Origin of the sequence: Bacillus sp. MMSF_3353, from assembly GCF_030733445.1 — a bacterium.
Taxonomy (GTDB): Bacteria; Bacillota; Bacilli; order Bacillales; family Bacillaceae_G; genus Bacillus_A; species Bacillus_A wiedmannii.
Window position 1 is genome coordinate 444,613 of sequence record NZ_JASHJA010000004.1, and the last position, 25,260, is coordinate 469,872.

Genomic DNA, 25,260 nt, shown 5'->3' on the forward strand with positions numbered 1-25,260 from the left:
TTTATGAAGGATAGCTAACTGCTATCCTTCAACTATATTTACAAGCCTATATTTTGTTTCAAGCCTTGATAACTCCCTGCACTTGCAAAACCTTCACTTATAAGAGTTATAAAAGTTTCCGAAAAACCATATTGACTTAAATCTTTAATCGGTACCATTTGCACATCTTGAATTGGATTATGATCAAACTCATTAGAAGGTAGCGTAATTTCACCTTCAATCCTTTCAAGCAGAAACGTAATATGTAATAAAGATGGACTAGCATCTGGTTTATCACAAACATAGAGTAGCTTCTTAATTTTAACTTCTAATCCTGTTTCTTCTCTCATTTCTCGAATCATCGCTTCTTCTAACGTTTCACCATTCTCTACCCTTCCCCCAGGTAAAGACCAATTGCGATTAGCAACTTTTTGCTTTACTAGCAATACTTTTTCATCTTCAATTAAAATTCCCGTAACACGAACTTGCATTACACTTTCCATATGTAATCTCCTCTTCCCGTTATATTTACAAATTAATCCTTCCACAAAAAGAACATACGTTTTATAATTAAAGAAAATTATGGAAGAAAGAAGTTGTTACATCTATGCGTCCACCTTTAACAAAGTCTATATCACTTGAAGATTTCCAAAACTTTTATTGGTTAAAAGCAGAACTCCAAACATTTTGTCGTGAGCATGGTTTGCCAGCTAGTGGCTCTAAGATTGAAATAACCGAGCGTATCTCACATTATTTACATACTGGTAAAATATTAAAAAACAACTCTCGTCAAAAGGTGAGTAAAGCTTCCCTCTCTTATAAAGAACTTTCTCTTCTAACGATTATTACTAACAATCACCGCTGCAGCGAAGAAGTTCGTGCTTTTTTCAAAGAAAAAATCGGAGCAAACTTCCGCTTTACAGTAGCTCTTCAAAAGTTTTTTAAAGAGAATGTCGGAAAAACATATGAAGACGCGCTAACGTTTTGGTATGAAGAAAACGAACGAAAAAAAGATCCTACATACAAAACAACTATTAGCGCGCAGTTTGAATACAATCGTTTCACTCGCGACTTTTTCGAAGATCCAAATAACAAAGGGAAATCAAAAGCTGATGCTATCGCTGCTTGGAATGAAATAAAAGCACAACCTGGTAGCAATGCTTATGTTCCTCAAAAAGTAGAAAACTAGTTCTTTTCTAGTCTTCTACTTTTTCAAATAATAGCGCTAACCCTATTCCACCACCAATTCCTAACGTCGCAATTCCATACTTCATATGCTCTCTTTTCGCTTGATAAAACAAACGTGTCACAAGCATAGCTCCAGATGCACCGTACGGATGACCGAGCGCAATTGCACCACCATTTACATTTAATTTTTCGAAAGGAATTTGTAACTCCTTTGCACAAGCAACAACCTTTGAAGCAAATGCTTCATTTATTTCAAAATAATCAATGTCCTCTACTTTCATATTCATTTCGTTTAATAATTTGTTCACCGCAAATATCGGACCAGTCCCCGGAAGATTTGGATCCACTCCAACTACAGCACTGCGGACGAAACGAAGAACAGGCTTGTATCCTAGTTTTCGGGCTTGCCCCTCTTCCATTACAAGAACAGCACATGCTCCGTCATTTACACCGCACGAATTACCTGCCGTTACTGTACCATTTTGTAAAAATGCGGGCTTAGTTCTTTTAATCATTCTTTCATAATTCATTTCTCGTTTTATAGCCTCATCTAAAGGTCCATTAAAAGAAAGTATTTCATCTTGTAAATATCCATTTTCTAATGCTTGCAGTGTCCGTTTATAACTAAGGCAAGCATACTCGTCTTGCATTTCTCTCGTTACATTATAACGCTCTGCAACATATTCAGCCGCCACTCCCATATTAGGATCACCAATTGTTTCTGGTGAAAATCGTGCTCTATTTTGAAAAGTTGATGTACTTGTACTCTCTACTCCTCCTGCAATATAACAATTACCTGCGCCACCTTGAATGAAATGACATGCGGTGCGAATCGCTTCCAATCCGGCACCACATTGCCGATCAATCGTTACACCAGGAATATGATAACCAAGTCCTGCCGCTAAAGCAGATAATCTTGCAACATTCCCTCCCGGCCCCACAATATTCCCTAATATGACATCGTCTATTTCTCTCTCAATCCCTTTACTTAAAAACGTAAGAAGCGGCGTTACTAATTGCTGAACTTCATAATCTTTCAACATCCCATTTTTCTTACCAATAGGTGTCCTTTTCGCTTCTACAATAACCGCTCTATTCATATATCTTCTCCCGGTTTTCAATCATATTTTTTGCTGCAATACGAGCGATTTTCCCACTATCTGTATACGGTATTTCATCTACAAAATGCCATTCTTTCGGTATTTTAAACGAGGATAATCGTTGTAAGCAAAAACTTTTTAATTGTTGCCTCGTAGCACTTCCTTTTACAATGGCGACAGGTTTTTCACCCCAGTAACTATCTTTCACACCAATTACAACTATTTCATCAACAGCTGGGTGTTCATGTAATACACTTTCTATTTCTTCTGGAAAAATATTAATTCCTCCAAATAAAATCATGTTCTTCTCTCTACCCACTATGTATATAAAGCCTTCTTCATCTTCATAACCTACATCTCGCACTGTCATCCAGCCATCCGTAGTCAACTCTGGAACTAAAACCTTATCCAATATGTAGCCCATAAAAAACTGATCACTTTTCACATAAACAGTTCCTATCTCGCCTTTCTGTACTCCTTCTCCTGCTTCGTTACATATTCGAACTTGAACATTGTGACAAGGTTTTCCTACTGAATTTGGCCTTCTATCGCTCTCTTCATCAACAAGTGCTGTTACAAAACTTAGTTCCGATGCACCGTAAAATTCATATTTTTGCGCATAAGGAAATATACTCTTTATTTTTTCTTTCGCTTCAGCTTCCCATTTCGCTCCTGACGAAATAATTTTCACCCCATTTTCTATTACTCTATTTTCTTTATATAAAGATTCTAGCATTGTCGGAACTGTATACATGACCGAAATATTTTCTGTTTCTAACTTTTCCAGTACTTGATCTGGAATAAACTTTCTCATAATATGCACCGTTTGCCCTACATATAATGCACTTATTGCGCCGTATAAAAAAAGAGAATGAACGAGCGTCCCAGCTATTAAAATAGAATCTTCTTTTTTCATATGAAAGTCATGTATATTGCAATCAAAACTATGAACCCACGATTGTTGTGCACGTAAAAATGCTTTTGCCTTCCCAGTCGATCCTGATGTAAATCCCATATAAAACGGAGCATGTTGTACATCTTTTACAGGGGCATATGCAGGCAGAGAGTTCTCTATCATTCTTTTCCACTCATCAATTTCAATTACTCTTCCTTCTTCATCCGGTAAATCCTTTACCTTATATCGCTCTGTCACAATCATAGCCGGATTACTGATCGCAATTCTTTCTTTGAGCTCATCCTGTTTCCACTTTATATCTAACGGCACACAAACCCATCCGGCCATAGCAGCACCAGCAAATAGTTGTAAAAACTCCATACTATTTTCTAATACAATTGCTATTGTTTTATTCTGCGATTCTTTTTCATTCAACCAGTTTGCTACTTTACACACTGACTCAAACCATTCTTTAAATGTTAATACTCGATCATTTTCCTTTATTGCTATTTTATTTGTTTGTAAAGAGGCATACTTTTTATATTCTTTTGTAATCCCCATTTGAGACGTCCTTTCTTTACAAAATAATAAAAAGAAACACGCAATGAACGTGTTTCTTCTCTTTCTTATCCCGCATTTGTATATTTCCCACTCTTGAGAGCAGGCGTAATAATATGTTTCAATGAACGATGTAATTTCGTTACAAGAATTGCTGCTATAATCGCTTTTATGCAATCACCTGGTAAAAATACGGCACTTACTTTCATCGTCTGCCATATAGAAACATCCATAAAGAAAGCTTGTACAATGATACCAAATACATAAACTACGAAAATACCACCAATTATATTAATACATAATACCTTTATTATAGAAACTTCACGTAAACGCTCAATTAAATAACCAATGACAAACGCTCCAACGATATAACCAAGTAAATATCCTGCACTTGGCCCAACAAATACGCCTGGACCACCGCGTCCACCAGCAAGTAATGGTGCTCCAACTCCAACTATAAGTAAGAAAATAAGCTGACTTAATGCACCAAGACGTGATCCTAACAATCCACCAGCAAGCATAACACCGAGTGATTGTAATGTAATCGGAACTGGTGTAATAGCAAGAGCAATTGGAGGTATTAACCCTAACACTCCCATAATAGAACTAAATAAAGCGACGAAAACTAAGTTTTTTGTATTCATATTTGCTTCTCCTATTTGTAAACTTAAAATGATTTTCAGATAACATATTATAGGAGTTATATTATCTTTCTATTTAGTCTTTGTCAACTTGTTTTAAATATAGGTTTACAAATATTTTTTCAATTATTTCTCTTTATGCAAATGCTCAAGTTCTTTCCGAAGCGCCTGTTTTAAAAACTTCCCAACAGATGTTTTCGGTATTTCTTCCATAAATACAATATCATCTGGTAACCACCACTTCGCAAACTGTGATTTTAAAAACTCATATATTTCTTCTTTTGTTACTGTACTATTTTTCTTTTGAACGACGCAGGCAATTGGTCGCTCTTGCCACTGCGGATGAGGAACGGCAACGACAGCTGCTTCAAATATAGCATCATGTGCCATTAATGCATTTTCAAGGTCAACTGAAGAAATCCACTCACCTCCGCTTTTAATAACATCTTTCGTACGGTCAACAATTTTCACGCAGCCTTCCTCGTCAACCGTAACGACATCTCCTGTATATAACCAACCATCACGAAAACCTTCGACAGTACGTTCATCGTTATAATAACTTTCAGCGATCCATGGTGCTCGTAAACATAGTTCTCCCATTTCCGTACCATCCCACTTCACTTCACCGTTTGTACCGACTACTTTCATCTCTACACCAGGGACAAGATACCCTTGTTTTGAGCGGATTTCTAATTGCTCTTCATATGATAATTCTGTTTCATAACTTTTTAAACGTGCAAGTGTTACGAGTGGGCTTGTTTCAGTCATACCATATGCATGTACGAAAGGAACATTATATTTTTGCTCAAATGCTTTAATAACGCTTTTCGGTGCAGCAGCACCACCGCATAATATTCTCGTTATACTAGATAAATCGTAACTATTATTTTCTAACTCTTGTAATACACCGAGCCAAATTGTCGGCACACCTGCTGCTATCGTTACTTTTTCAGCTTGAATCATCTCTAATAAAATTTTTGGAGTAAACATTGGTCCTGGCAGTACTTGTTTAGTTCCAAACCAAGTAGCTGCAAAAGGAAGCCCCCAAGCGTTCACATGGAACATCGGTACAATTGCCATCGCCGCATCACTTTCCGATAAAGCAGCTGTATCCGCTAAACCGAGTGCCATACAATGCAATACAGTACTACGATGCGTATATACAACACCTTTTGGGTTTCCTGTAGTCGCTGACGTATAACACATACCAGCAGGTGTATTTTCATCAATATCTTTTACAAATTGGAAAGTTGGATTGCCTTCTTCTAATAGCTTTTCATAATGATATACAGGTTCTAGCGTAGTATTGGGAAGTTCATCTTTATCAGTCATAATAATGTAGGCTTGTACAGTTGATAATTGTGATTGAATATTTTCAACAAGTGGTACGAGATCTTCATCTATAAGTAGAATTCGATCTTCTGCGTGCTGAATAATGTATGAAATATGTTGAGGAGATAAACGAATATTAATTGTGTGTAAAACGGAAGCAATACCAGGAATAGCAAAATACGCTTCCACATGTCGATGATGATTCCACGCTAACGTTCCTATACGCTCGCCTTCTTTAATCCCAAGCTTTTGTAACGCACTAGAAAGCCTTCTCGTCCTTTCACCTAACTGCTTATACGTTAACGTCGTAACTGTATCATGTGTCCGTGAAACAATTTCTTTCTTTGAAAACAGTTTTTCTGCTCTTTCCATCATAGAACTAATTGTTAACGGTACATTCATCATCATATTGGTTATATCCCCCTTTAAAGCGTTTTCATTTCGTTCATTATAACAGACTTCTACAAGTGATTACGACATTTTTCCGTATTTTCTGAATTATTTCTTTGGAAATAATTCAGAACGATAAAAAACATGTTTTGAATACATTGATTCGAAACATGTTTTTTATTTTTTATAAACTATCTACCTTTTTTCTTACTTTCTTTTTCATTTTAAAAATAATACGATTGCTATATTCTTTATTCTCTACTAAAATTCGATATATCTCCCACACTCCTACAACACGAACAAAAAGATAGACTCCAATCGCAATAAGTACAACACAGTACGGATAATACTGCACTAATTCTCCTGAAATGATATGCTTTTTCTCAAATAAAAATGGTATCGCTCCTGCTGCTATAAAACAAAATCCAACGATCATTACTGCAGCATACTTCTTCTTAATTACTTCATATCTTTTTGTCAATTCTTTTAGAAAGTTTTGATCAAATAGTAGTTCTTCTTTTTTCAATACATTGTATCGACTCTCTTCTATCGTTGCCGGTACCATCATTGCTCCAATTCCAAGGACAGCAATGATAATGACAAGAAATGTCGACATTGTTGCATTTTCTTTAAATAATAAATACGGTATTGTCGATAAAATGAGCAAACTAAATCCTAACGCAATATATTTAGAAATTTTTTGCCCATACACTATATACCCTTCTGCCATTTCCTGACTTACGTAATAGCCCTCCACATTTTCATTACTTTGCTCAGCAGTTTCTTTTAATAAATAGTCGAGTGATACTTCAAATACATTTCCAATCATTATTAACTTTTCAGTTTCAGGAAAACCTTGACCGTTTTCCCATTTACTAACCGCTTGCCTTGTTGTGTTTAATTTTTCAGCTAATGCTTCTTGAGAAAGGCCCTTTTCCTTTCTTAATTTAAAAAGCTTTTCACCAAATCCCATATGTGTGTCCCCCTTTGTTTTCTTAACTAAATTGTATGTAAACATTACCCTTATCTCTATCTTCCTGCAGTTGCACTTTGTAAACTTATGGTTGCGATTGTGTTATATAGCCGTTTTCTATACGATTTAGCTAGTTTTCTTCTATGATTATGGCGTTAATAAAATACCCTCTCCCAATAACCAATTATAACAATTAAAGGTAATTACTGTCACGAAAAAACAAAAACTCCCTTATTCATTTAAAGGAGTTTTCGATATGAAGTATTCCAATAAGGGTTAATTTGTCTTCCCCATATTGATTCACAATTTCTTCTATACATTTTTGTATGTCGTGCAACGATTAATAAGCATCCCACACAGTATATGTTGTCATCTCTTTATATAAGGACATACTCATATATATATGTAAATTATTACTCCTCTAACTTCCCTAATAAAAACACTTCTCCATAATCATAACGGCTTCTGCTTAAACTTTTCATAATGTCGTACTTTTAATAAAAGGATATTCCCACAATCTGTACAAATATAAGCATCTACTGGTGAAGATGTGAACATCGTCTCCTTTTTCCGTATTTGTGCATAACCGACAAACTCCCCTTCTCCTATGTTATGAGAACCACAATTAGAGCATGTCTGCACGTCTTCCTGTTTCATGAGAGCACCACCTTTAATCTGTTTCCACTCCCTTCGACAGTTAACTTCCATTTCCCTTCCAAAAAACCTCTTATTCTCTTACATTTCAACAGGAATCTCCGAACAAACATCGTATATGTACTATGAAATATATTTATTGACGGAGGAATATTATGAGTACAATTATGACACTCAATGCAGCTCAAGAAATTGAAAACGCAGAAATACATATGCTCTCTTCTAGACTACAAGCACTACAAGCGTTAGCTGAAAATCCAATGCAAATACAAATGAAAAAGTTCGGGAATGCCACTGCCTTTTCATCAAAAATAATTTTTGGTCCTGCTTTTAACACAGTAAAAGGCGTTACCTTTACAAATACAGATGAGATAGATGAAATCATCTCTTATTATCAATCGCTACAAATCCCTTGTCGTTTTGAAATTACACCCGCTCAAGGTACAGCTGAATTATTTCAATACTTATCTCAAAAAGGATTTTACCAATCCAGCTTCCATACCGCTTTATATAGTATACCGAGAGAAGATCCATCCCTACTTACTTCTAACATTTCAGTACGCCAACTAAAAGAAAATGAATTTCATATTTTTGCAGACATATATGTACGTGGATTTAACATACCACCCTTTACAAAAGATGGCGTACGCCAAAATAACGAAATTCTCTACAATAAACCTGGCTGGCATTTTTTCATAGCCGAAGTTCAAAATACTCCTGCAGGCATTGGTGTCCTGTATATAAATAATGGGATTGCTTCATTAGCTGCTTCTGCTACTTTGCCAGAATTTCAGCGTAAAGGCTGTCATACTGCCTTAATTCAAAAACGAATAGAAAAAGCCCTAGCGAAAAACTGTCATTTAATAGTCGGACAAGCAAGGTTCGGTACCGGAAGTCAAAATAATATGGAACGTGCCCATATGAAAATTGCTTATACAAAATCAATATGGACTGCAAAAGACATGTAATTTACATGCTTTCTCTTCTCATTACAATTTTATACATTTCATGACAATTCCTTTTCTATCCTATTAATCATTTGAATATTCAAACTAGATTTGTTACGCTATTACTAGATACATCATTCAACTTGCAACATGAAAAGAGAATTCTAATCAAACTACAAGGAGGAGAAATGTATGACTAAGAATGATCATGGTTTAAAGGAAAAAGTAGAAGGTGCCATTGATAAAGTAAAAGGTGAAGTAAAAGAAGTTGTCGGGAAAGTAACTGACAATAAGAAATTACAAGCTGAAGGAAAATGGGATAAAGTGAAAGGCACTGCTAAAGATACGGTTGGTAATGTAAAAGAGAAAGTACATGAATATAAAGAGCATAAAGAGAATAAATAAAAAAGAACTAGGATATATGGTTGTGCAAGTAGGGAGTTACTAGATCCTAGAAAAAAGAATTTGTATTTTATATTTACCCATAAAATCATTTTAAAGACAAATAGATGCCTCAAGGCATCTATTTGTCTTTAAATAACTATTTTACTTCTACTGTATAATTACCTAATAGCTCAGGCTTTCTCTTACTAACATAGTGCATTTGCTAGAGTAAAAGATTACTTTGTGAAATTTGGTTTTAGGTCACCTGTATACGGTTCATGCTCAACAAAGATTTTTATATCTTTTCCATTCGCATCTTTCCCGATTCTTGTATACGTAAATTTCTCTTTATTTAGCTCAGTCAGTTCAAGGACCGCACCATATTTATTATTTCCTAACGAAACGTGAGCCCTTATTTTATTACCATGTACAACATCAAAGAAACCATAGTCTCCACGACTTTCTCCTGTATTCGCATTGAAAAACTCGTATTTATTTGTATTTTTATCGTATTTTGCTAGACTGATTAAGTTTGAGTTGTATTTTGTTACATCATTACCCTGTTCGTCTAATACCACCGTTCCATTCCATAGTGTACTAGATAAAATTTCATCTCCATCAACGTCTGTAACTATTTTCCCCGTCGAGCTTTCCAACTTTTTATCAGGTCGCGTGAAAGAAAGTTCTTTTCCATGGTAAGGAACATGTTCAACAAACACTTCTACATCGTTCCCTTTTGCATCTTTTCCCATTCTTTTATATGTAAATTTCTCCTTGTCTAATTGCGTTAATTCAACAACTGCTTGATAATTTTGCGTTTCAGAAATTAACACCCTTTTCTTTCCATCATTCGTTATAAAAAAGGTACCGCTATCATTACGACTCTCTCCTGTACTTGCATTAAAAAATTCATACCTTGCAGTTTTAGCATCATATTTTGCAAGCCCGATGAAATTTTGATTTTCTTTCGTTACATCATTATGATCTTTGTCATAGACTTTTGTCCCTTTCCAGTTTGTTTCACCAAGTATGCTAGCTAGTAGTTGCCCTTTCGTTTGTTGAATTTGCTCGGTTTCTTGTATTGCATTGTATAAAAATTGTGCGTACTGTTCACGCATCACATCCATACTTGGAGCAAATTTCCCTCCTCCTACTCCTTTTGCAATATTATTTGTTTGAACAGCACTAATTGCATTTCTTGCCCATGAGTTCGTTGCAACGTCATTAAAAGTATGATCACTCTTTGCCTTTAAATGAAAAGCATTTGTAAGAACCTGTGCCATTTCTGCGCGTGTTAAGGATGCCTTCGGTCTAAAGTTTCCATGCTCATCCCCCTTAAAAACACCCATTTCTGTTAAAGATAAAATTTCCTTTATATAGCTTGTTGAATCTTCACTTACGTCACCGTATGGGTTTTGATAATTTTTGTTTTCTTCCATATTAAAATAACGATACATTAAAGCTGCAACTTGTTCACGTGTTACGTTATCTCCAAAACCAAATCTTCCATCATCATAGCCAAAAATGATTTTCTCACCTGCTAATTGCTGAATCGCCTCATATGCCCAGTGCCCCTTTGGAACATCTTTGAATACACCAGTATGATTCGTGTTTGGTGTAACCTCTTCTGCTTTCACCTCTCCACTCGTTTCACTTAATAAACTTCCACCTAAAACTGCTGATATGATACATGTTTTTAAAATTGTTTTATTCATAGCTTCCCAATCCCTTCCTTCATTTAACAAAGAATTACACCACTTATCTTCCAAAAGAAGATTCTATGTGAGCAATTCATGTTTTAAATTTTGATTACAGCTAATTGGATACAAAGGGTTACACATCCAAATTTCTTCTTTGTAGTATCCATAGCTGCTATATATAGGAATTATAAATAGCAACTATAAATTGCCTATAAATAAATTATTAAAAAAAGATAAAATTAAGATAATATATTTTTAATCTCAATCTAAAAAACGTTATTCTTTCTCATCTAGCTTGTTAAGAAAGAATAACGTTTTTAGTTCTAGGGTTCTTTTTGACAAAAGAAATGAAACTTTATTTTATATGCCCAAAAACAACTTCACGGCCTTTTCCAAACAGAACATCGGAAAAAGCCGTGGCATAATACTTATTTTATAATTGACGGAATACGGCCAAAATGGCTCTTTTTACTTCCCTTCATTCTTCTCTAACACATACAAATCTTCTTCAATATTAGATAGTTTCTCTGTTACAAGCTTTCTAGCATCTCCAATTGCTTGATTGTATGCAAACGGTCCTACTAATTTAATCATTTCTTCTATTAATCGCTCTGCTTGGAAACGTCCAATTTCATCTAAATCTTCTTCAACGAAAAATTGCTGAATTTGTGCCACAAGCTCTTCTTTTTTATCATTAGGTATTTTTATATTCATCATCATTTGTTACTCCTCTATATTTAAGTTAGTCCGTTTCTTAACTCTACCATAGAAAAATGCTTTCCAGGACAACTTTTTGTAACGCCTTCTAGCTCCCTATGACCAAGTATATTTTCTTTCTTTATAGCAAACTGCTTCATAAACATTTTACATAAAGAATATAATGCATTCATTTGTGCGGTAGTTGGATCATATTTATCAAAATTACCCGTCATACATATTCCAATTGTATCCCTATTATTATCTTTCGCATGTGCTCCAATATGTAAACCTCGCCCTTCGACTACAGTTCCATCTTCTTCAATAAAATAATTGTAACCGATCCCGCTCCACCCTCTTACTTTTTGATGAAATTCATGTGTTTTATACACATCCCATCCATCTTCGGATGTATGGTGGATAATCAGTTTATTAACTTTCTCTAAAGGAACTAATTCATCTTGAAATGTTAAATTAACACATTTAATTTCCATTTGAACATCCTCCCCTTAAAAATCAATGATCATAATTGTTTTATCATCTGGTCTTATTCTCTTTTCCCCTTCTAGCTCTTCAATGATTGCTACATATTCACTTATACTATTCTTTCTTATATATGCAACAGTTTGTTCAAGTGGCCAATCTGGGTGGAATAATCCGTCTGAACAAATAAAAATCCCACTCACTTCATCTATATGTAGTTCACCATGTTGTAAATAATGTATCGCTTCTTTCATTCCATTTGCAACAGAATACCCGTCCTGCATATTTGCAAGATAACGATTATATTTTAACTGTTCTCGCACATCTTGAAAAACATGTTCTTCTGGTACAGTTAACCCTTTATTACGGTCTTCTTCCCTCTTTTTTTTTGCTCGTTTACTAATTCCTTCAACCGTGTCTTGCGTTAATACTTGCATCGTTCCATTTTGAAGTATTGCGACAATCATACAGTCCCCTAACTGTGCGTATTCAATTTTCTCACCATCTATTTGAACTGCCGCAATACATGTACACCACAAATGCTCTTTCTTTCTCGTATCTACTTCATACTCTAACATTTTGCTTTGCAATGCTTCATTTGCTTTTGCAACGGCAACTTGCAAACTATGATTTTCACGTAATGAAGCAAAATAACTTGCAAATAAATGCGAAGCGATGTATGCTCCATTATGTCCCTTTTCATCACGAAACGGGACGAGCGGTGTTGCACCATCACATACACCATACATCTTTTTTTCTTCATTACAAAAATAAGAATCCTCACATTCTTGCTTCAACGGGCTTTTCTGTTGATACGTTTTTATCCTCATATCTGTATCCCCTTTCAAATGAGAAAATACTCGAATTCTTTTGATTAATCTAATTTTCCGAAATAAACTGTTTTTACCCAAAACTTTCAATATCATATATAATCTTGAAATAATATGAATTTTTTAGTGAAGGACGGGAAAGAAATGGTCAGATTTCTTGGTGTTATTATCGGTTCTATTATTATTGCGATTGCATTTAATCTTTTCCTTATCCCCCACAAAATTTTAAGTAGTGGAATTGGCGGAATTGCTATTATTTTAGGGATTGTAACTCCTGTAAACACGGGTATTATTAACTTTGTATTAAACTTACCTATCCTTATTTTAGGTTACATAGGTCTTGGAAAAAAAGTGATTTTTAACACTGTTATCTCTGTTATTGTATTATCTGTTGCATTATACTACGTTCCAGTAAAAGTCGTAGCAACAGACCCACTTTTATCATCTATCTTTGGTGGTGTCATTGCCGGAGCTGGTATCGGCCTTGTTTTTAACTGTAATGGATCAACTGGTGGATTTGATATTATCGGTATGCTATTGTCTCGAAAAAGAGACATTAAACTTGGTGGATTCCTTATTATTTTAAATGCAGTCGTTGTAATAATTGCAGGATTCTTCTTCACTTGGGATGTTGCTCTTACAAGCTTACTTTCAATTTATGTAACTGGTAAAGTGATCGATGCTATTCATACGAAACATCGAAAGGTTACACTTATGATTGTAACAAATGAAGCAGAAAAAATGAAAAAACAACTCCTTTCAACTGTTGTACGTGGAATTACATTACTTGATGGCGAAGGTGCTTATTCCAGCGAAAAAAAACGTGTACTTATGACCGTCGTTTCTCGTGAAGAATTAGCAAGTATGAAATTAACAATTTCCGAAATTGACCCTCATGCATTCGTTAACATTACCGAAACGGTTGAAGTATTAGGATTGTTTAGAAAAGGTTAAAAAACTAGGTGGATTTCCACCTAGTTTTTATTTTCCATAAATTCAATTCGATTTCCGAACGGATCTGACACATAAAATCTAATTACATCTGGCCGTGCATGATCATCTATTACTTCAATGCCTTGCTTTATTAACTCTTGTTTAAATTCATCAATTTTTAAAACATAAAAAGCTGGATGCGCCTTTTTAGCTGGATTGAAGTTTTTCTCAACTCCGATATGAATCTCTTGATTTCCACACTTAAACCAGCACCCACCACGCTTCTTTAATTCCTCCGGCTTCGGTATTTCCTCCATACCTATTTTATTACCGTAAAACTCTCTTGCTTCTTCTTCACATCCTACAGGCGCAGCTACTTGCACATGATCGATACCTTGAATATAATTTCTCATTTTCTCTCCCCCCTCTTCTACCCTAATGTTATAAAGAAAACCTACTTTTGTAACTTACAAAAGAGTTATAAAACAATATAAGCTCCCCTTATTACCACCTTGTACTCACTTTGCAAAAAATAAAGAAAACAAAATTTATTATATAACTTCCATTTTTTATAGAAATACACATTACATCTATATTATAGTTATGAATAGACAAATCTTTTTAGATGCTATTTGTACGGAGGAACTATTATGAGTCGTAAAAAATATTCATCAACTCAAAGAAAACGTCATCCGAACATTTCTAGACGTTTGCGAAACCATATACAAAATCGTTCATTAACAGAAATGTACGCATCTCTGTTCGAACACAATCCTGATAGTATTATTTCATTAAATTTAGAGGGAGTTATACTACATATAAATCCTTCTGCCGAAAAAATATTAGGTTACACTTCTTTAGAATTAGAACAGAAAAATATTACCTCTATTTTAGAAGCTCGTATTTCTGAGCAAGTATTACAAAATATAAAGAATACTGGAGCGGATAATCAACAAGAGTATATCTTATCAATTTATCATAAAAATGGATTCTTATTAGACGTCGTGACAAAACTAGTTCCTATTTTTGTCCAAAATCGTCTAACTGGCGTATATGCCATTATGAAGCCTCTTGAAAAATCAGAAAGAATTGAGAATATGCTAAAAGAAAGTGAGAAGAGGTTACGTACATTAGTGAACTCCATGCCTGCGTTTGTTATATTTAAGGATCATGAGGGGCGCTGGCTTGAGGCAAATGACTACGCACTTTCTTGTTTCAATTTCCATCATGTACCTTACCACGGGAAAAAAGATAGTGAACTCATTCAATATAACGAAGCGTACCGAGAGGCTTTTTTACATTGTGAAGAAGTCGACGAACTAGCATGGCAACAAAGACAAATTCTTCATGGCGAGGAATTTATTATTCATAGAGATGATTTCGATCTAATCTTAAGTATATCGAAAGTTCCACTTTATCATTCTGACGGCTCCCGTAAAGGTCTTATCGTAATGGGAAGAGATGTTACCGAGCTAAAAGAAACGGAAAAGTTATTACGAAAATCAGAAAAGCTCGCAGTAGTCGGACAACTGACAGCTGGAATTGCACATGAAATTCGAAATCCACTCACTTCTCTAAAAGGTTTTCTAACATTGCTACTCCCTGAAATAAATGAGGAGCAGAAATGGTATATCGATGTTATGTTAAGTGAGATTTCACAGATGGAATCTATCACGAGTCAATTTATGGCGATGTCTAAACCACAAGTATTATCTATCCAAACTTGTAACATACAAGCTTTAATTGAAGAGGTAGTTACATTTATTTTACCAACTGCTATTATGCATAGTGTTCATATCATTATGGATCATTTTGATTACAAACATGATATTCAATGTGATGGTAACCAATTAAAACAAGTTTTTATAAATATATTAAAAAATGCGATAGAAGCAATGCCAAATGGCGGAAATATTTACATCCAAACAAAGCCATTAGAGGATACTTTCATCTTAATACGTATTATCGATGAAGGTTGCGGTATCCCAGAAGATCGTATCTCTCGTTTAGGTGAACCATTTTATAGTTTAAAAGAAAAGGGAACAGGACTAGGATTAATGATGTGTTACAAAATAATTGAAGAACATCATGGTAAATTACACATTTCAAGCGAATTAAATAAAGGTACGATCGTTGATATTCAGCTACCACTTTCTTCGTCTCATCTTGCAATTCAGTCGTAAATAAAAAAAGAAGCATCTACTAGTTGTTAGCAGATGCTTCTTTTTTAAAATGCTTTGTCATACCATTCTTTTGCTTTTTCTACTTCACTCATTGTTAATTGATGCCCTCTATTTTCCCAATGCATTGTTACATTAGCGTTTGCATTTTCTAATAGTACCTTTAATTCCTCTGACTCTCCTGATGAACAAATCGGGTCATTTGTCCCAGCAGCGATAAACACGGATTTCCCTGCTAAATTAGGCAATTGTGTTCCTCTTCTAGGCACCATTGGGTGATGAAGCACAGCACCTTTTAATGCATTTTCGTAATGGAATAATAAGCTTGCAGCAATGTTTGCTCCATTTGAATAACCGATAGCTACAATGTTATTTCTATCAAATTCATATGTTTTTGCAGCTTCATCTAAAAATTCATTTAATTCCTTCGTACGGAAAATTAAATCCTCTTCATCAAAAATGCCTTCTGCCAATCGGCGGAAGAAACGTGGCATGCCATTTTCTAATACATTCCCCCTAACACTTAATACAGATGCTTCCCGATCAATTATTTCTGCAAGTGGTAATAAATCTAATTCATTACCTCCTGTACCATGAAGTAATAACAACACTGGTTTTGACGTATCTTTTCCTTTTTGAAAAATATGTTTCATCATAATCCTTTTCCCCTTTCAATCACTTTTCGTCTAAATTTCTCACTTCAAATGGTAAAAGTGTTTGTTCAATTTGTTTTCTATGTGGTTCATATTGCTCCGGTAACTTTAATTCCTCACCCATCGTCTCTAACGATTCGTCATGAGCGAAACCAGGAGGGTCTGTTGCAATTTCGAATAAGATTTCCCCGTGTTCTCTAAAATAAATTGCGTTAAAATAATTTCGATCTTGTACAGGAGTTACGTGATATCCAAAACGAGACACATGCTCTTTCCAGTCTAGTTGATCATCATCGTTAGTCGCTCTCCAAGCAATATGGTGGACTGTACCAACACCCATTTGGCCACGCCCGATTGTCGATAGCCTCAAGTCAATAATATTCCCAATATCAGCAGAAGAACGGAATCGAACGAATTCACCTTCTTCTCCAATTTTCTCAAGACCCATAACATGCTCTAACAATTCAGCTGTTTTTTGAGGTTGTGCAGATAAAAGAACAGCACCGCCAAATCCTTTAATTGCTACTTCTGGCGTAACTTCTCCAAAAGTCCAATTATTTAATTCGCCTTCTTCTCTTTCTACTAATTCTATATGCAAACCATGTGGATCATCAAATTCTAAATACTGCTCTCCAAATCGAGTCATTTTTGTATACGAAATATCGAATTTTTCTAATCTATTTTCCCAAAACTCCATTGCGTCCTTTGGTACGACATAAGACGTAATGCCTACTTGACCGTCACCAATAATTCCTTGACGAGCACCTGCCCATGGGAAAAACGTAATAATTGTTCCAGGCTTTCCTCCTTCATTACCAAAATAAAGATGGTACGTGCCTGGATCATCAAAATTCACTGTTTGTTTCACTAAACGTAAACCTAACACACCAGCATAAAAATCTACATTTTCTTGTGGGTGTCCTACGATTGCTGTAATGTGATGAATTCCCATCATTTTCTTTTCCATTTTCTCCGCCCCTTTTTATTTCATTTTAAAAACTTGTATACATTAAAATTCATTATTCATTTTGTCCATACTGCAAAGTAAAATCCATCTTTATGATTTTATCTTTAATTCGAGATATAAGCTGTGAAATTACGCATTATCTTCTATATCACTGAATTCATCTCGAATTCGAGATAATTTCCAAAAAATATTTACTCCATCTGAAATCTTTATTCGGAAATAAATTATCTTGAACTTAAGATTTATTATAAGTTACTTACTTTTAGTTGTCAACAAGTTACTTATTTTCATTTTAAATCAAAAGAGAGTAAATGCTAGTTATCATTTACTCTCTTCGCTAATTATTTCGTTTCCTCTTCCAACACTGCTTCCATCTCATTAAATTCACGATGAATTGCTTTCACTGGTTCTTTCGTTAATAAACTTACAACAATAACAGCTAATAAGCTACAGAAGAATCCAGGTACCATTTCATACATAGTGGCTTTTAAACTTGGAATTTGTACCCAAGTAATAACAACTACTGCACCTACAATCATCCCAGCAAGAACGCCCCATTTGTTCGTTCTCTTCCAATATAAACTTAATAAAATAGCGGGTCCGAATGCTGAACCAAATCCTGCCCAAGCATAACCGACAAGTGTTAAAATTGTATCACTTGGATGATATGCTAAAACAACTGCAATCATAGCTACTACTAATACTGACAGTCTACCGATAAATACAAGTTCTTTATCACTAGCGTCCCGACGGAAAAATGTTTTATAGAAATCTTCCGTTACTGCACTTGAAATAACAAGTAATTGCGAGGAAATACTACTCATAATCGAAGCCAAAATAGCTGATAGTAAAAACCCAGTAATGTACGGATGGAATAAAATATTTGAGAATGTTACAAAGACCATTTCCGGGTCTTGTAATGTCTCATTATTTTTAGCGTAATAAGCAATACCAATTAGACCAGTAAGCATTGCACCTATAATTGAAATCGTCATCCAACCGATACCGATTCTACGAGAAGTTTTTAAATCTTTAATAGAGGTAATTGCCATAAAGCGAACAATAATATGCGGTTGCCCAAAATACCCAAGACCCCATGCTAAAAATGAAATAATACCAAGAATTGTAGTCCCTTTAAACATATCTAAACGCGATGCATCAACTTGCTTAATTGTATTGAATGTTTCTGTTACACCGCCCACATCTGTAAAAGCAACAATTGGTACTAATACAAGCGCAATAAACATAATACATCCTTGCACAAAGTCGGTCCAACTTACTGCTAAAAAGCCACCGAATAGTGTATAAGCAACTACGACACCGACAGTTACAAATAAACCAATTTTGTAATCAAGGTTGAAAGAGTTTTCAAACAAACGCCCACCTGATACTAAACCAGCCGACGCATAAAATGTGAAAAATACTAAAATGACGATAGCGGAGACAAAACGAAGTATTTTCGTACGATCTTTAAATCGATTCTCTAAAAAGTCTGGAATCGTAATTGAATCATTTGCCACTTCTGTATACGTTCGCAAACGCGGGGCAAGAATTAAATAGTTTGCATAAGCACCTATTAATAACCCTATCGCAATCCATACACTAGATAATCCTGTTGCATACATCGCACCAGGTAATCCCATTAGCATCCAACCACTCATGTCAGAAGCACCAGCTGATAAAGCTGTAACTGCTGGACCGAGTCCCCTTCCGCCTAACATATAATCTGATAAATCGGATGTCTTCTTATAAGACCAATAACCGATATACAACATACCTGCCATATAAATAGCAAGCGAAACCATAATCTCAATCTTCACCAAATCTCTCCCTTAGTTACATAAGCCATTCAAAATTTCGAAAAATGACTTTTTCTATTTTCTTGTTTTCGCTTATGGTTCCCTACCTTAACAAACATTTTTTGTTCTTTCAAGTGAACAAGCCCTTTTCACTACATGTGAAAACCTTTATAAACGCCTTTATCCCAGTGGATTACCCCGGTTTTAAAATAAATTAAAGTAAAAATATTCAGAAAATATAATACCTTATTTTCATTCACTTATCAGACAAATTTCAAAAGAAAAAAAGCCATACGAATGTATGACTTTTAATCTATTAAACATAGCTTATCTTCTATTTACTAGTAGGAAACAATTCTGAAAGAGGGACTATCCGCCCCACCTCATCTTTAAACACAATATGCTCTCTCGTTAAATGACGCGGGCTCTTTACTCCCGCTGCGGCCGCAAGTGAGAACAAACTATATCTCATGCTAACAACATAATTCATTACTCGCCATTTCTTCTCATACGGATCTAGCGCTTTTTGATAGTGCGGATTCGTCGTGGCAACTCCAGATGGACATTGTCCGGAATTACATTGAAGTGCCATTATGCAGCCACTTGCCATCATAAATCCACGTGCTGAATTTACAGCATCTGCACCAATAGCTAAAGCAATTGCCACTTTATCTGGTGTAATTAATTTCCCCGAGGCAAACACTTTGAATTTGTCCCGAACATCATAATGATTCGCTGTATCAATACATGTCAGTAACGCTGGAATAAGCGGCATCCCCATACTATCTGCCATCGATTTATACGTTGCTCCTGATCCACCTTCTGAACCATCAATTGTAATGAAATCTGGATAGATGCTTAACTCTTTCATCCTTTTGAATAAATCTTCCAACGGCTCCTGCTGTCCAATTACAATCTTCATCCCAACTGGTTTACCGCCGTTTTCTTGCAAACGTTGAATAAAATAAAGTGTATCTGCTGCATTCTTTAAAAATGGAAATCGATTCGGTGAATTAATCGTTTCTCCTTTTCGCACATTCCGAACAGAAGCAATTTTCTCATTTACTTTTTGTCCCTCTAGATGACCACCACGTATTTTCGCACCTTGCCCAAATTTCAATTCAAATGCTTTAATATTGCTTTCTTTTGCTTTCTCCATAAATTTCTCCATTGAAAAATTACCACCCTCATCACGGTACCCAAATAAACCCGGACCAATTTGCGCAACGATATTCGCACCTGTATGTAAATGTTCTGGAATAACGCCACCTTCGCCAGTATTAATCCACGATCCGCCAGCCATCTTCGCACCAAATCCGCTCGCTAAAATATAATTTTCGCCAATCGCACCGTAAGAAGTCGCAGATGCCCCAAACATGCCATGTAGTTTCCACGGATATTTGCGGTTTTCACCGACGATAATTGCATCGTCTTCTTCATATAACCAAAGATTCGTTGTATCCGCTGTCAATTTTTCTCTTCGTGAAAATAACCCTTCTTTATGAATCACATACTTTTTCCCTTCACGTTCTTGCGTTACATTCACACTTAATTCATCTGTTAATATCGGAAATAATGTATTAGCAATATAATATCCAGATGCATCAAAATCTCGTTTTGATCCAAAACCGAGTATTTCTGAACGGTATTTTGCTAGAAACATTACACTTTGAAAATCATAACGTGAAAAGGGCTTTCCATCCGTATCATGATCAAACCAATATTGCCTAAATTCCGGTCCTATCTTTTCAAGTAAATAACGCATCCTTCCTAAGTATGGATGCAGCTTTAATATAGAATGATGCGTCCGTTTTTTAATAAAAAATGTAATAATAAAAAAAATGATTAATAGTAACATCAATAAGAGCAATATACTAATAATAACGAGTAGCGTTTCACTCATCCCGCTTCCTCCTATGAAAATCCATAATAAAAGGAGAACACCTGATGTGTTCTCCTTTTATCTTTATTCAAATTAACGTAGCAAGATGCTCTTTCGCATCATATTCAACTAAACTTTCAGCATTTTTAATTCGATGAACAAAATCTGGATTAGCTATTAAAGGTCTTCCGAATGCCACTACATCAATTGTTCCTTCTTGCAACGCTTCTTCAGCCTCTTTCGGATTTAAATTCCCTACTCCTACAATCGTACCCTCCCAATATTTTCTTACTAATTGATGAAAATTCTTTCCGTCAGCAATAACTGCTGTATAATTCATCGTTGAAGGGTGAATCATCGTTAATCCAACTTCGTTGAACATATTTACAAACGTTTCAATTGCAAGCTCAGGGTTTTCCCACATATAAGTTGGATTATCACCTTTGAAAGCAGAGAAGCGAAGAAGTGTTTTATCAGCCCCAACAGCTTCTATTACAGCCTTTGTTACTTCTTTCATAAACGTTAGCCTTTGCTTTAAATCTCCGCCGTATTTATCAGTACGCTTATTTGCGAACTCATAAGTAAATTGATCGATTAAATATCCGTGTGCACCGTGTATTTCTACTCCATCAAATCCAGCTTCGATCGCGTTTTTCGCAGCTTGTGCGTATTGACCAATCACCTCTTGTATTTCTTCTAACGTCATTGCTTCTGGCGTGTCGAACGGTTTACGAAAACGCGGAACATTTCCCTCTGCAGCGATAGCAGACGGTGCTTGTGGCATTTGCCCACCAATTATCTCGTGATGGCTCATACGGCCAACATGCCATATTTGAGCAATAATCGTTCCACCTTCTTTATGTACTGCCTCTGTAACAGGCTTCCACGAATCGATTTGCTCTTGTGTATAAATCCCTGGTACTCCTGGATTTCCTTTTGCTCTTGGGCTAATGACGATTCCCTCTGTAATAATTAAGCCAACTCCATCAGCTGCACGTTTTCTATAGTACTCGACTACATCAGTACCAACGATTCCTGTTTCATGATTCGCGAAACATCTCGTCATCGGTGCCATTGCTATGCGATTACGAAGAGACCAAGATCCAATTTGAATCGAGTCAAATAACTTCGTTTCTTCAATATTTTCAAAAGAACCCCAATCATTTATATTTGTTCCTTCATAAATACTTGCTGCTTTATTATTTGAACTTGTCATTTTTCTTCCCCCTAAAAAATTCTTACTATAATCGCATCATACTTACTTTTAGATAGTAACGTCAATTTATACGCTCTTATGTAGAAATATTCGCATAATAAAACTAACTGTTTTTTAACTTTAAGGGTTCTGGTATTCAAGACACTACTGTCTATTTTTATGTTCAGTAAGTGGATGAGGAAAATACTTGTTAAGTGGATGTTTTCTTTTCTTCTAGTTTTATTACTATAGAATATATTGGTAATTGTTTTTCAAACTATTTACTAAAAAAACGATTTCCATTGTACTATATTCAAACTTACAGTAACGAGGCTTCAATCATTCATTTGTTTTTTATTGTACAAACAAAATTTTAGGAACGAATAAAAGACTCCTACATAGTTGAACGTATTTTTTCTTATTTAACTTTTAGTAAGAAGGATAACAATGAAAACAAAAGCTATCGTTTCTAAACCCGAAAAAGATTTTAATATGCAAGAAGTATACTTAGACGAGATTAAAGACGATGAAGTACTAGTAAAAATTATCGCTTCTGGTATATGTCATACAGATGCAACAGTTTTAGACGGGACAATGCCCACACCAAAACCAGTTGTTTTAGGACATGAAGGTTCTGGTATTGTGGAAAAAGTGGGAAGTAATGTAACATCCGTTACACCTGGTGACCATGTAGTACTCGGATTCTCTTACTGTGGTCATTGTGAAAGTTGCTTAGATGGTAATGCTGCTGCTTGCGAAAATATGATTGAGTTAAACTTCTCTGGAAAAAACAAACGCCATGTAACACCTATACACGATCTTAGCAATAATGATATTTCTCAATTCTTCGGCCAATCTTCATTCGCATACCATGCCGTAGTTGATGAAAATAATGTTGTAAAAGTAACAAAAGATGTTGATATACGTTTGTTAGGTCCACTTGGTTGCGGAATTATGACTGGTAGCGGTACAATCTTACATTCACTACAAGCAAAACCAGGTAGTAGCCTAGTTGTATTTGGAACTGGCGCTGTTGGTCTTAGTGGCTTAATGACAGCTAAAATTGCTGGATGTACCACAATCATTGCCGTTGATATTCATGATAGTCGTTTAGAATTAGCAAAAGAATTAGGGGCTACACACACGATTAATAGCTTAATCGAAGATCCAGTTGCCAAAATTAAAGAAATTACAAACGGTGGAGCTCATTACTCATTTGAAACAACTGGCGTAAATACTGTTACACTTCAATCCATTCAATGTTTACGAGTAAAAGGGACTATGGCAACTGTTGCTGTCGGTAAAAAAGATTTAACTATAAACGTAACAAATGAAATTGTCGTAAAAGCTATTACAATTAAAGGAGTAGTTGAAGGTGATGCAGTGCCACAACTATTCATTCCAAAATTAATTAATTTCTATCAAAAAGGATTATTCCCATTCGATACATTTGTACAATTCTATTCTTTTGAAGAAATCGCTCAAGCATTTGAAGATTCTAAAACAGGGAAAACGATTAAGCCGATTATCGTAATGGAGTAACATCTGTTTGCTTTCTCTTGATAACTAACATAAAAAAAGCCGTGCAAAAGCACGGGTTTTTCCCCATATACGTACATCAGCCTCGCCATTTATATTCTTTCGCGATTGATTTCTTAGTCCACATCGCCTAGTCTCCATCTCTGTCATTGCTCTAAAGAAGATAGGGAACAAATTCGTTTCCAACATGCAAACAACAAGCATTACGATAATAATTGCATATCTAACACATTGTTTTTTCTATTTATCCGTTCATCCCCATGAAAAAAGGAGCTGTCACATAGTCGAATTATCGACTATATGACACTCCTTTTTAGTTGACCGTATATGGCTAAAAATTCATTTATCTCTTTAATATAAAGAATATAAACAATTATTATCTCTTCACATATAAAAAATTCCTTAGCAGTAGAAGTGAGAATGGTTCAGTATTCTTCTAAAAATAATAACTTATAAACCTAAAACAATGAAAGCCCTACCTCTCTTTCATCCTTACGGCTCCTCGTCCGTGCCAGTGTGAATCAGGATTGCAAAAATCAAGTAACTATTCTATCGAAGTGTTTAATTAAACTTCGAATATTCGTAAAGAATTTAAAAAATAAAAATGGATTTGATTGTAGTAATAACAAAAGAGGTTAATGCTCTAAAAGTGGTTTGAAAGAATTGAATGTCTTTGAAATGATTAATTCTCTATAATTATGTTCCCAAAAAATTCAAAACCTTTTTTGGGATCTAATACATTATTTGTAATGAATCTTAACAAAAGCTTTTTATTTGACTTTCTGTGATACCTTCAATTAATCCCAGTTCACTAATCAAAAATTCGTGTGCGTTATCTAACATTTTCTTTTCGCTTGCATTAAGTGCTTTTTCTTTCTGCATACGTAATAAATCACGTACAACTTCAGCACCTTCTTGTATTTTACCCGTCTTTATTTTATCAGTGTTCAATTTATACCTTTGTTTCCACGTAAGTAATCTATCAGATTCTCCATGTTGAAAAATATCCAATATGTGTGCTATTGCCGTTATATCCGTGACTGGTCGTATATTTGAGCTCAATATTCTCCCTGCCGGAATCATTACTTCCATATTACTACCCGACATTTTTATAACATAATATTGTTGTTTTTCTCCTGTGATTTCCTTCTCTTCTATGGCTTTAATTATACCTGCTCCCTGCATTGGATAAACAATGTTATCGCCAATTTGAAACAAATAATCCACCTCCATATATGGTAACCTTCTCAATCTTAACACACAATCAATTTTTTAGCAAAATTTTTATTTTATCATAAAATTATTTTTAATGTCAATCCTTTCGAACTAAGAAAATAATTTCGTAAAATATCATTAAAAACC

The 25,260-nt window shown here is 35.1% G+C and carries 24 protein-coding genes; 6 read left to right on the forward strand and 18 right to left on the reverse strand.

Annotated elements, in window-relative coordinates:
- Positions 1 to 38: 38 nt before the first annotated feature.
- Positions 39 to 482 (reverse strand): NUDIX hydrolase, encoded by a 444-nt coding sequence (locus RBB48_RS13095; RefSeq protein WP_088064192.1) that lies wholly within the window; start codon positions 480 to 482, stop codon positions 39 to 41.
- A gap of 104 nt (positions 483 to 586) precedes the next feature.
- On the opposite strand from RBB48_RS13095, the gene RBB48_RS13100 reads away from it, so the two are divergent.
- Entirely contained in the window at positions 587 to 1,168 is a 582-nt protein-coding gene (locus RBB48_RS13100) for a DUF6434 domain-containing protein (protein WP_199694549.1), read from the forward strand.
- A 7-nt stretch (positions 1,169 to 1,175) separates the two neighbouring features.
- Here RBB48_RS13100 and RBB48_RS13105 read toward each other — a convergent pair whose 3' ends face one another.
- From RBB48_RS13105 to RBB48_RS13130, 6 genes are all read right to left on the reverse strand, one after another.
- The gene (locus tag RBB48_RS13105) at positions 1,176 to 2,267 is read right to left on the reverse strand and encodes an acetyl-CoA C-acyltransferase (protein ID WP_088064194.1); all 1,092 of its coding nucleotides are present in this window, start codon (positions 2,265 to 2,267) and stop codon (positions 1,176 to 1,178) included.
- Positions 2,260 to 3,723 carry an acyl-CoA synthetase gene (locus tag RBB48_RS13110; RefSeq protein WP_088064195.1) on the reverse strand — a complete coding sequence of 488 codons (1,464 nt, stop codon included), beginning with the start codon at positions 3,721 to 3,723 and terminating at the stop codon, positions 2,260 to 2,262. The genes RBB48_RS13105 and RBB48_RS13110 overlap by 8 nt, the downstream gene beginning before the upstream one ends.
- Before the next feature lie 65 nt (positions 3,724 to 3,788).
- Entirely contained in the window at positions 3,789 to 4,364 is a 576-nt protein-coding gene (locus RBB48_RS13115) for a biotin transporter BioY (RefSeq protein WP_001093321.1), read from the reverse strand.
- Positions 4,365 to 4,487: 123 nt separating this feature from the next.
- Positions 4,488 to 6,101 carry a long-chain fatty acid--CoA ligase gene (locus RBB48_RS13120; protein ID WP_088064196.1) on the reverse strand — a complete coding sequence of 538 codons (1,614 nt, stop codon included), beginning with the start codon at positions 6,099 to 6,101 and terminating at the stop codon, positions 4,488 to 4,490.
- A 166-nt stretch (positions 6,102 to 6,267) separates the two neighbouring features.
- Positions 6,268 to 7,056 carry a helix-turn-helix domain-containing protein gene (locus RBB48_RS13125; RefSeq protein ID WP_088064197.1) on the reverse strand — a complete coding sequence of 263 codons (789 nt, stop codon included), beginning with the start codon at positions 7,054 to 7,056 and terminating at the stop codon, positions 6,268 to 6,270.
- Between the two features lie 453 nt (positions 7,057 to 7,509).
- On the reverse strand, positions 7,510 to 7,713 hold the full coding sequence (locus tag RBB48_RS13130; RefSeq protein WP_048544090.1) for a hypothetical protein: 204 nt from the start codon (positions 7,711 to 7,713) through the stop codon (positions 7,510 to 7,512).
- A 152-nt stretch (positions 7,714 to 7,865) separates the two neighbouring features.
- On the opposite strand from RBB48_RS13130, the gene RBB48_RS13135 reads away from it, so the two are divergent.
- The gene (locus RBB48_RS13135) at positions 7,866 to 8,678 is read left to right on the forward strand and encodes a GNAT family N-acetyltransferase (protein WP_088064199.1); all 813 of its coding nucleotides are present in this window, start codon (positions 7,866 to 7,868) and stop codon (positions 8,676 to 8,678) included.
- Positions 8,679 to 8,849: 171 nt separating this feature from the next.
- Complete coding sequence (locus RBB48_RS13140) at positions 8,850 to 9,062, forward strand: CsbD family protein (RefSeq protein WP_016077378.1); 213 nt, start codon at positions 8,850 to 8,852, stop codon at positions 9,060 to 9,062.
- 215 nt (positions 9,063 to 9,277) lie between these two features.
- On the opposite strand, the gene RBB48_RS13145 is transcribed toward RBB48_RS13140, so the two are convergent.
- The 4 genes from RBB48_RS13145 to RBB48_RS13160 form a co-directional block, all read right to left on the reverse strand.
- A complete protein-coding gene (locus tag RBB48_RS13145) occupies positions 9,278 to 10,756 on the reverse strand; it encodes a DUF4822 domain-containing protein (protein ID WP_306007744.1) in 1,479 nt (492 codons plus the stop codon).
- A gap of 453 nt (positions 10,757 to 11,209) precedes the next feature.
- Positions 11,210 to 11,461, reverse strand: coding sequence for a DUF2164 domain-containing protein (locus RBB48_RS13150; protein WP_001994665.1), 252 nt, complete (start codon positions 11,459 to 11,461; stop codon positions 11,210 to 11,212).
- A gap of 17 nt (positions 11,462 to 11,478) precedes the next feature.
- Positions 11,479 to 11,931: a peptidoglycan recognition protein family protein gene (locus RBB48_RS13155; protein WP_098857919.1), complete on the reverse strand. Its 453-nt coding sequence runs from the start codon at positions 11,929 to 11,931 to the stop codon at positions 11,479 to 11,481.
- Positions 11,932 to 11,946: 15 nt separating this feature from the next.
- Positions 11,947 to 12,750: a protein phosphatase 2C domain-containing protein gene (locus tag RBB48_RS13160; protein ID WP_088064202.1), complete on the reverse strand. Its 804-nt coding sequence runs from the start codon at positions 12,748 to 12,750 to the stop codon at positions 11,947 to 11,949.
- Positions 12,751 to 12,894: 144 nt separating this feature from the next.
- Between RBB48_RS13160 and RBB48_RS13165 the strand changes: the two genes are divergently transcribed.
- On the forward strand, positions 12,895 to 13,704 hold the full coding sequence (locus RBB48_RS13165) for a YitT family protein (RefSeq protein ID WP_000251342.1): 810 nt from the start codon (positions 12,895 to 12,897) through the stop codon (positions 13,702 to 13,704).
- 20 nt (positions 13,705 to 13,724) lie between these two features.
- On the opposite strand, the gene RBB48_RS13170 is transcribed toward RBB48_RS13165, so the two are convergent.
- Positions 13,725 to 14,096, reverse strand: a complete 372-nt coding sequence (locus tag RBB48_RS13170; protein ID WP_001246939.1) for a VOC family protein — start codon at positions 14,094 to 14,096, stop codon at positions 13,725 to 13,727.
- A gap of 237 nt (positions 14,097 to 14,333) precedes the next feature.
- Here RBB48_RS13170 and RBB48_RS13175 point away from each other — a divergent pair, with 237 nt between their 5' ends.
- The gene (locus RBB48_RS13175; RefSeq protein ID WP_106383391.1) at positions 14,334 to 15,866 is read left to right on the forward strand and encodes a BA3702 family sensor histidine kinase; all 1,533 of its coding nucleotides are present in this window, start codon (positions 14,334 to 14,336) and stop codon (positions 15,864 to 15,866) included.
- A gap of 44 nt (positions 15,867 to 15,910) precedes the next feature.
- Here the strand turns inward: RBB48_RS13175 and RBB48_RS13180 are convergent, their stop codons facing one another.
- From RBB48_RS13180 to RBB48_RS13200, 5 genes are all read right to left on the reverse strand, one after another.
- Positions 15,911 to 16,519 (reverse strand): alpha/beta hydrolase, encoded by a 609-nt coding sequence (locus RBB48_RS13180; protein ID WP_088064204.1) that lies wholly within the window; start codon positions 16,517 to 16,519, stop codon positions 15,911 to 15,913.
- Positions 16,520 to 16,538: 19 nt separating this feature from the next.
- On the reverse strand, positions 16,539 to 17,483 hold the full coding sequence (locus RBB48_RS13185; protein WP_306007745.1) for a ring-cleaving dioxygenase: 945 nt from the start codon (positions 17,481 to 17,483) through the stop codon (positions 16,539 to 16,541).
- Between the two features lie 341 nt (positions 17,484 to 17,824).
- On the reverse strand, positions 17,825 to 19,303 hold the full coding sequence (gene putP / locus RBB48_RS13190) for a sodium/proline symporter PutP (protein WP_048544125.1): 1,479 nt from the start codon (positions 19,301 to 19,303) through the stop codon (positions 17,825 to 17,827).
- A gap of 313 nt (positions 19,304 to 19,616) precedes the next feature.
- A complete protein-coding gene (locus RBB48_RS13195) occupies positions 19,617 to 21,185 on the reverse strand; it encodes an FMN-binding glutamate synthase family protein (RefSeq protein WP_098082512.1) in 1,569 nt (522 codons plus the stop codon).
- 67 nt (positions 21,186 to 21,252) lie between these two features.
- Positions 21,253 to 22,380: an alkene reductase gene (locus tag RBB48_RS13200; protein ID WP_098082513.1), complete on the reverse strand. Its 1,128-nt coding sequence runs from the start codon at positions 22,378 to 22,380 to the stop codon at positions 21,253 to 21,255.
- Positions 22,381 to 22,806: 426 nt separating this feature from the next.
- Between RBB48_RS13200 and RBB48_RS13205 the strand changes: the two genes are divergently transcribed.
- Positions 22,807 to 23,901: an NAD(P)-dependent alcohol dehydrogenase gene (locus tag RBB48_RS13205; RefSeq protein ID WP_157349719.1), complete on the forward strand. Its 1,095-nt coding sequence runs from the start codon at positions 22,807 to 22,809 to the stop codon at positions 23,899 to 23,901.
- A gap of 753 nt (positions 23,902 to 24,654) precedes the next feature.
- Here RBB48_RS13205 and RBB48_RS13210 read toward each other — a convergent pair.
- On the reverse strand, positions 24,655 to 25,116 hold the full coding sequence (locus RBB48_RS13210) for a CarD family transcriptional regulator (RefSeq protein ID WP_170771247.1): 462 nt from the start codon (positions 25,114 to 25,116) through the stop codon (positions 24,655 to 24,657).
- Between the last annotated feature and the right edge of the window lie 144 nt (positions 25,117 to 25,260).

Excerpts from the sequence above, each read along its gene's own strand:
- RBB48_RS13095 (WP_088064192.1), bottom strand. The coding sequence starts at position 482 with ATGGAAAGTGTAATGCAAGTTCGTGTTACGGGAATTTTAATTGAAGAT.
- RBB48_RS13100 (WP_199694549.1), top strand. The coding sequence starts at position 587 with ATGCGTCCACCTTTAACAAAGTCTATATCACTTGAAGATTTCCAAAAC.
- RBB48_RS13105 (WP_088064194.1), bottom strand. The coding sequence starts at position 2,267 with ATGAATAGAGCGGTTATTGTAGAAGCGAAAAGGACACCTATTGGTAAG.
- RBB48_RS13110 (WP_088064195.1), bottom strand. The coding sequence starts at position 3,723 with ATGGGGATTACAAAAGAATATAAAAAGTATGCCTCTTTACAAACAAAT.
- RBB48_RS13115 (WP_001093321.1), bottom strand. The coding sequence starts at position 4,364 with ATGAATACAAAAAACTTAGTTTTCGTCGCTTTATTTAGTTCTATTATG.
- RBB48_RS13120 (WP_088064196.1), bottom strand. The coding sequence starts at position 6,101 with ATGATGATGAATGTACCGTTAACAATTAGTTCTATGATGGAAAGAGCA.
- RBB48_RS13125 (WP_088064197.1), bottom strand. The coding sequence starts at position 7,056 with ATGGGATTTGGTGAAAAGCTTTTTAAATTAAGAAAGGAAAAGGGCCTT.
- RBB48_RS13130 (WP_048544090.1), bottom strand. The coding sequence starts at position 7,713 with ATGAAACAGGAAGACGTGCAGACATGCTCTAATTGTGGTTCTCATAAC.
- RBB48_RS13135 (WP_088064199.1), top strand. The coding sequence starts at position 7,866 with ATGAGTACAATTATGACACTCAATGCAGCTCAAGAAATTGAAAACGCA.
- RBB48_RS13140 (WP_016077378.1), top strand. The coding sequence starts at position 8,850 with ATGACTAAGAATGATCATGGTTTAAAGGAAAAAGTAGAAGGTGCCATT.
- RBB48_RS13145 (WP_306007744.1), bottom strand. The coding sequence starts at position 10,756 with ATGAATAAAACAATTTTAAAAACATGTATCATATCAGCAGTTTTAGGT.
- RBB48_RS13150 (WP_001994665.1), bottom strand. The coding sequence starts at position 11,461 with ATGATGATGAATATAAAAATACCTAATGATAAAAAAGAAGAGCTTGTG.
- RBB48_RS13155 (WP_098857919.1), bottom strand. The coding sequence starts at position 11,931 with ATGGAAATTAAATGTGTTAATTTAACATTTCAAGATGAATTAGTTCCT.
- RBB48_RS13160 (WP_088064202.1), bottom strand. The coding sequence starts at position 12,750 with ATGAGGATAAAAACGTATCAACAGAAAAGCCCGTTGAAGCAAGAATGT.
- RBB48_RS13165 (WP_000251342.1), top strand. The coding sequence starts at position 12,895 with ATGGTCAGATTTCTTGGTGTTATTATCGGTTCTATTATTATTGCGATT.
- RBB48_RS13170 (WP_001246939.1), bottom strand. The coding sequence starts at position 14,096 with ATGAGAAATTATATTCAAGGTATCGATCATGTGCAAGTAGCTGCGCCT.
- RBB48_RS13175 (WP_106383391.1), top strand. The coding sequence starts at position 14,334 with ATGAGTCGTAAAAAATATTCATCAACTCAAAGAAAACGTCATCCGAAC.
- RBB48_RS13180 (WP_088064204.1), bottom strand. The coding sequence starts at position 16,519 with ATGATGAAACATATTTTTCAAAAAGGAAAAGATACGTCAAAACCAGTG.
- RBB48_RS13185 (WP_306007745.1), bottom strand. The coding sequence starts at position 17,483 with ATGGAAAAGAAAATGATGGGAATTCATCACATTACAGCAATCGTAGGA.
- RBB48_RS13195 (WP_098082512.1), bottom strand. The coding sequence starts at position 21,185 with ATGAGTGAAACGCTACTCGTTATTATTAGTATATTGCTCTTATTGATG.
- RBB48_RS13200 (WP_098082513.1), bottom strand. The coding sequence starts at position 22,380 with ATGACAAGTTCAAATAATAAAGCAGCAAGTATTTATGAAGGAACAAAT.
- RBB48_RS13205 (WP_157349719.1), top strand. The coding sequence starts at position 22,807 with ATGAAAACAAAAGCTATCGTTTCTAAACCCGAAAAAGATTTTAATATG.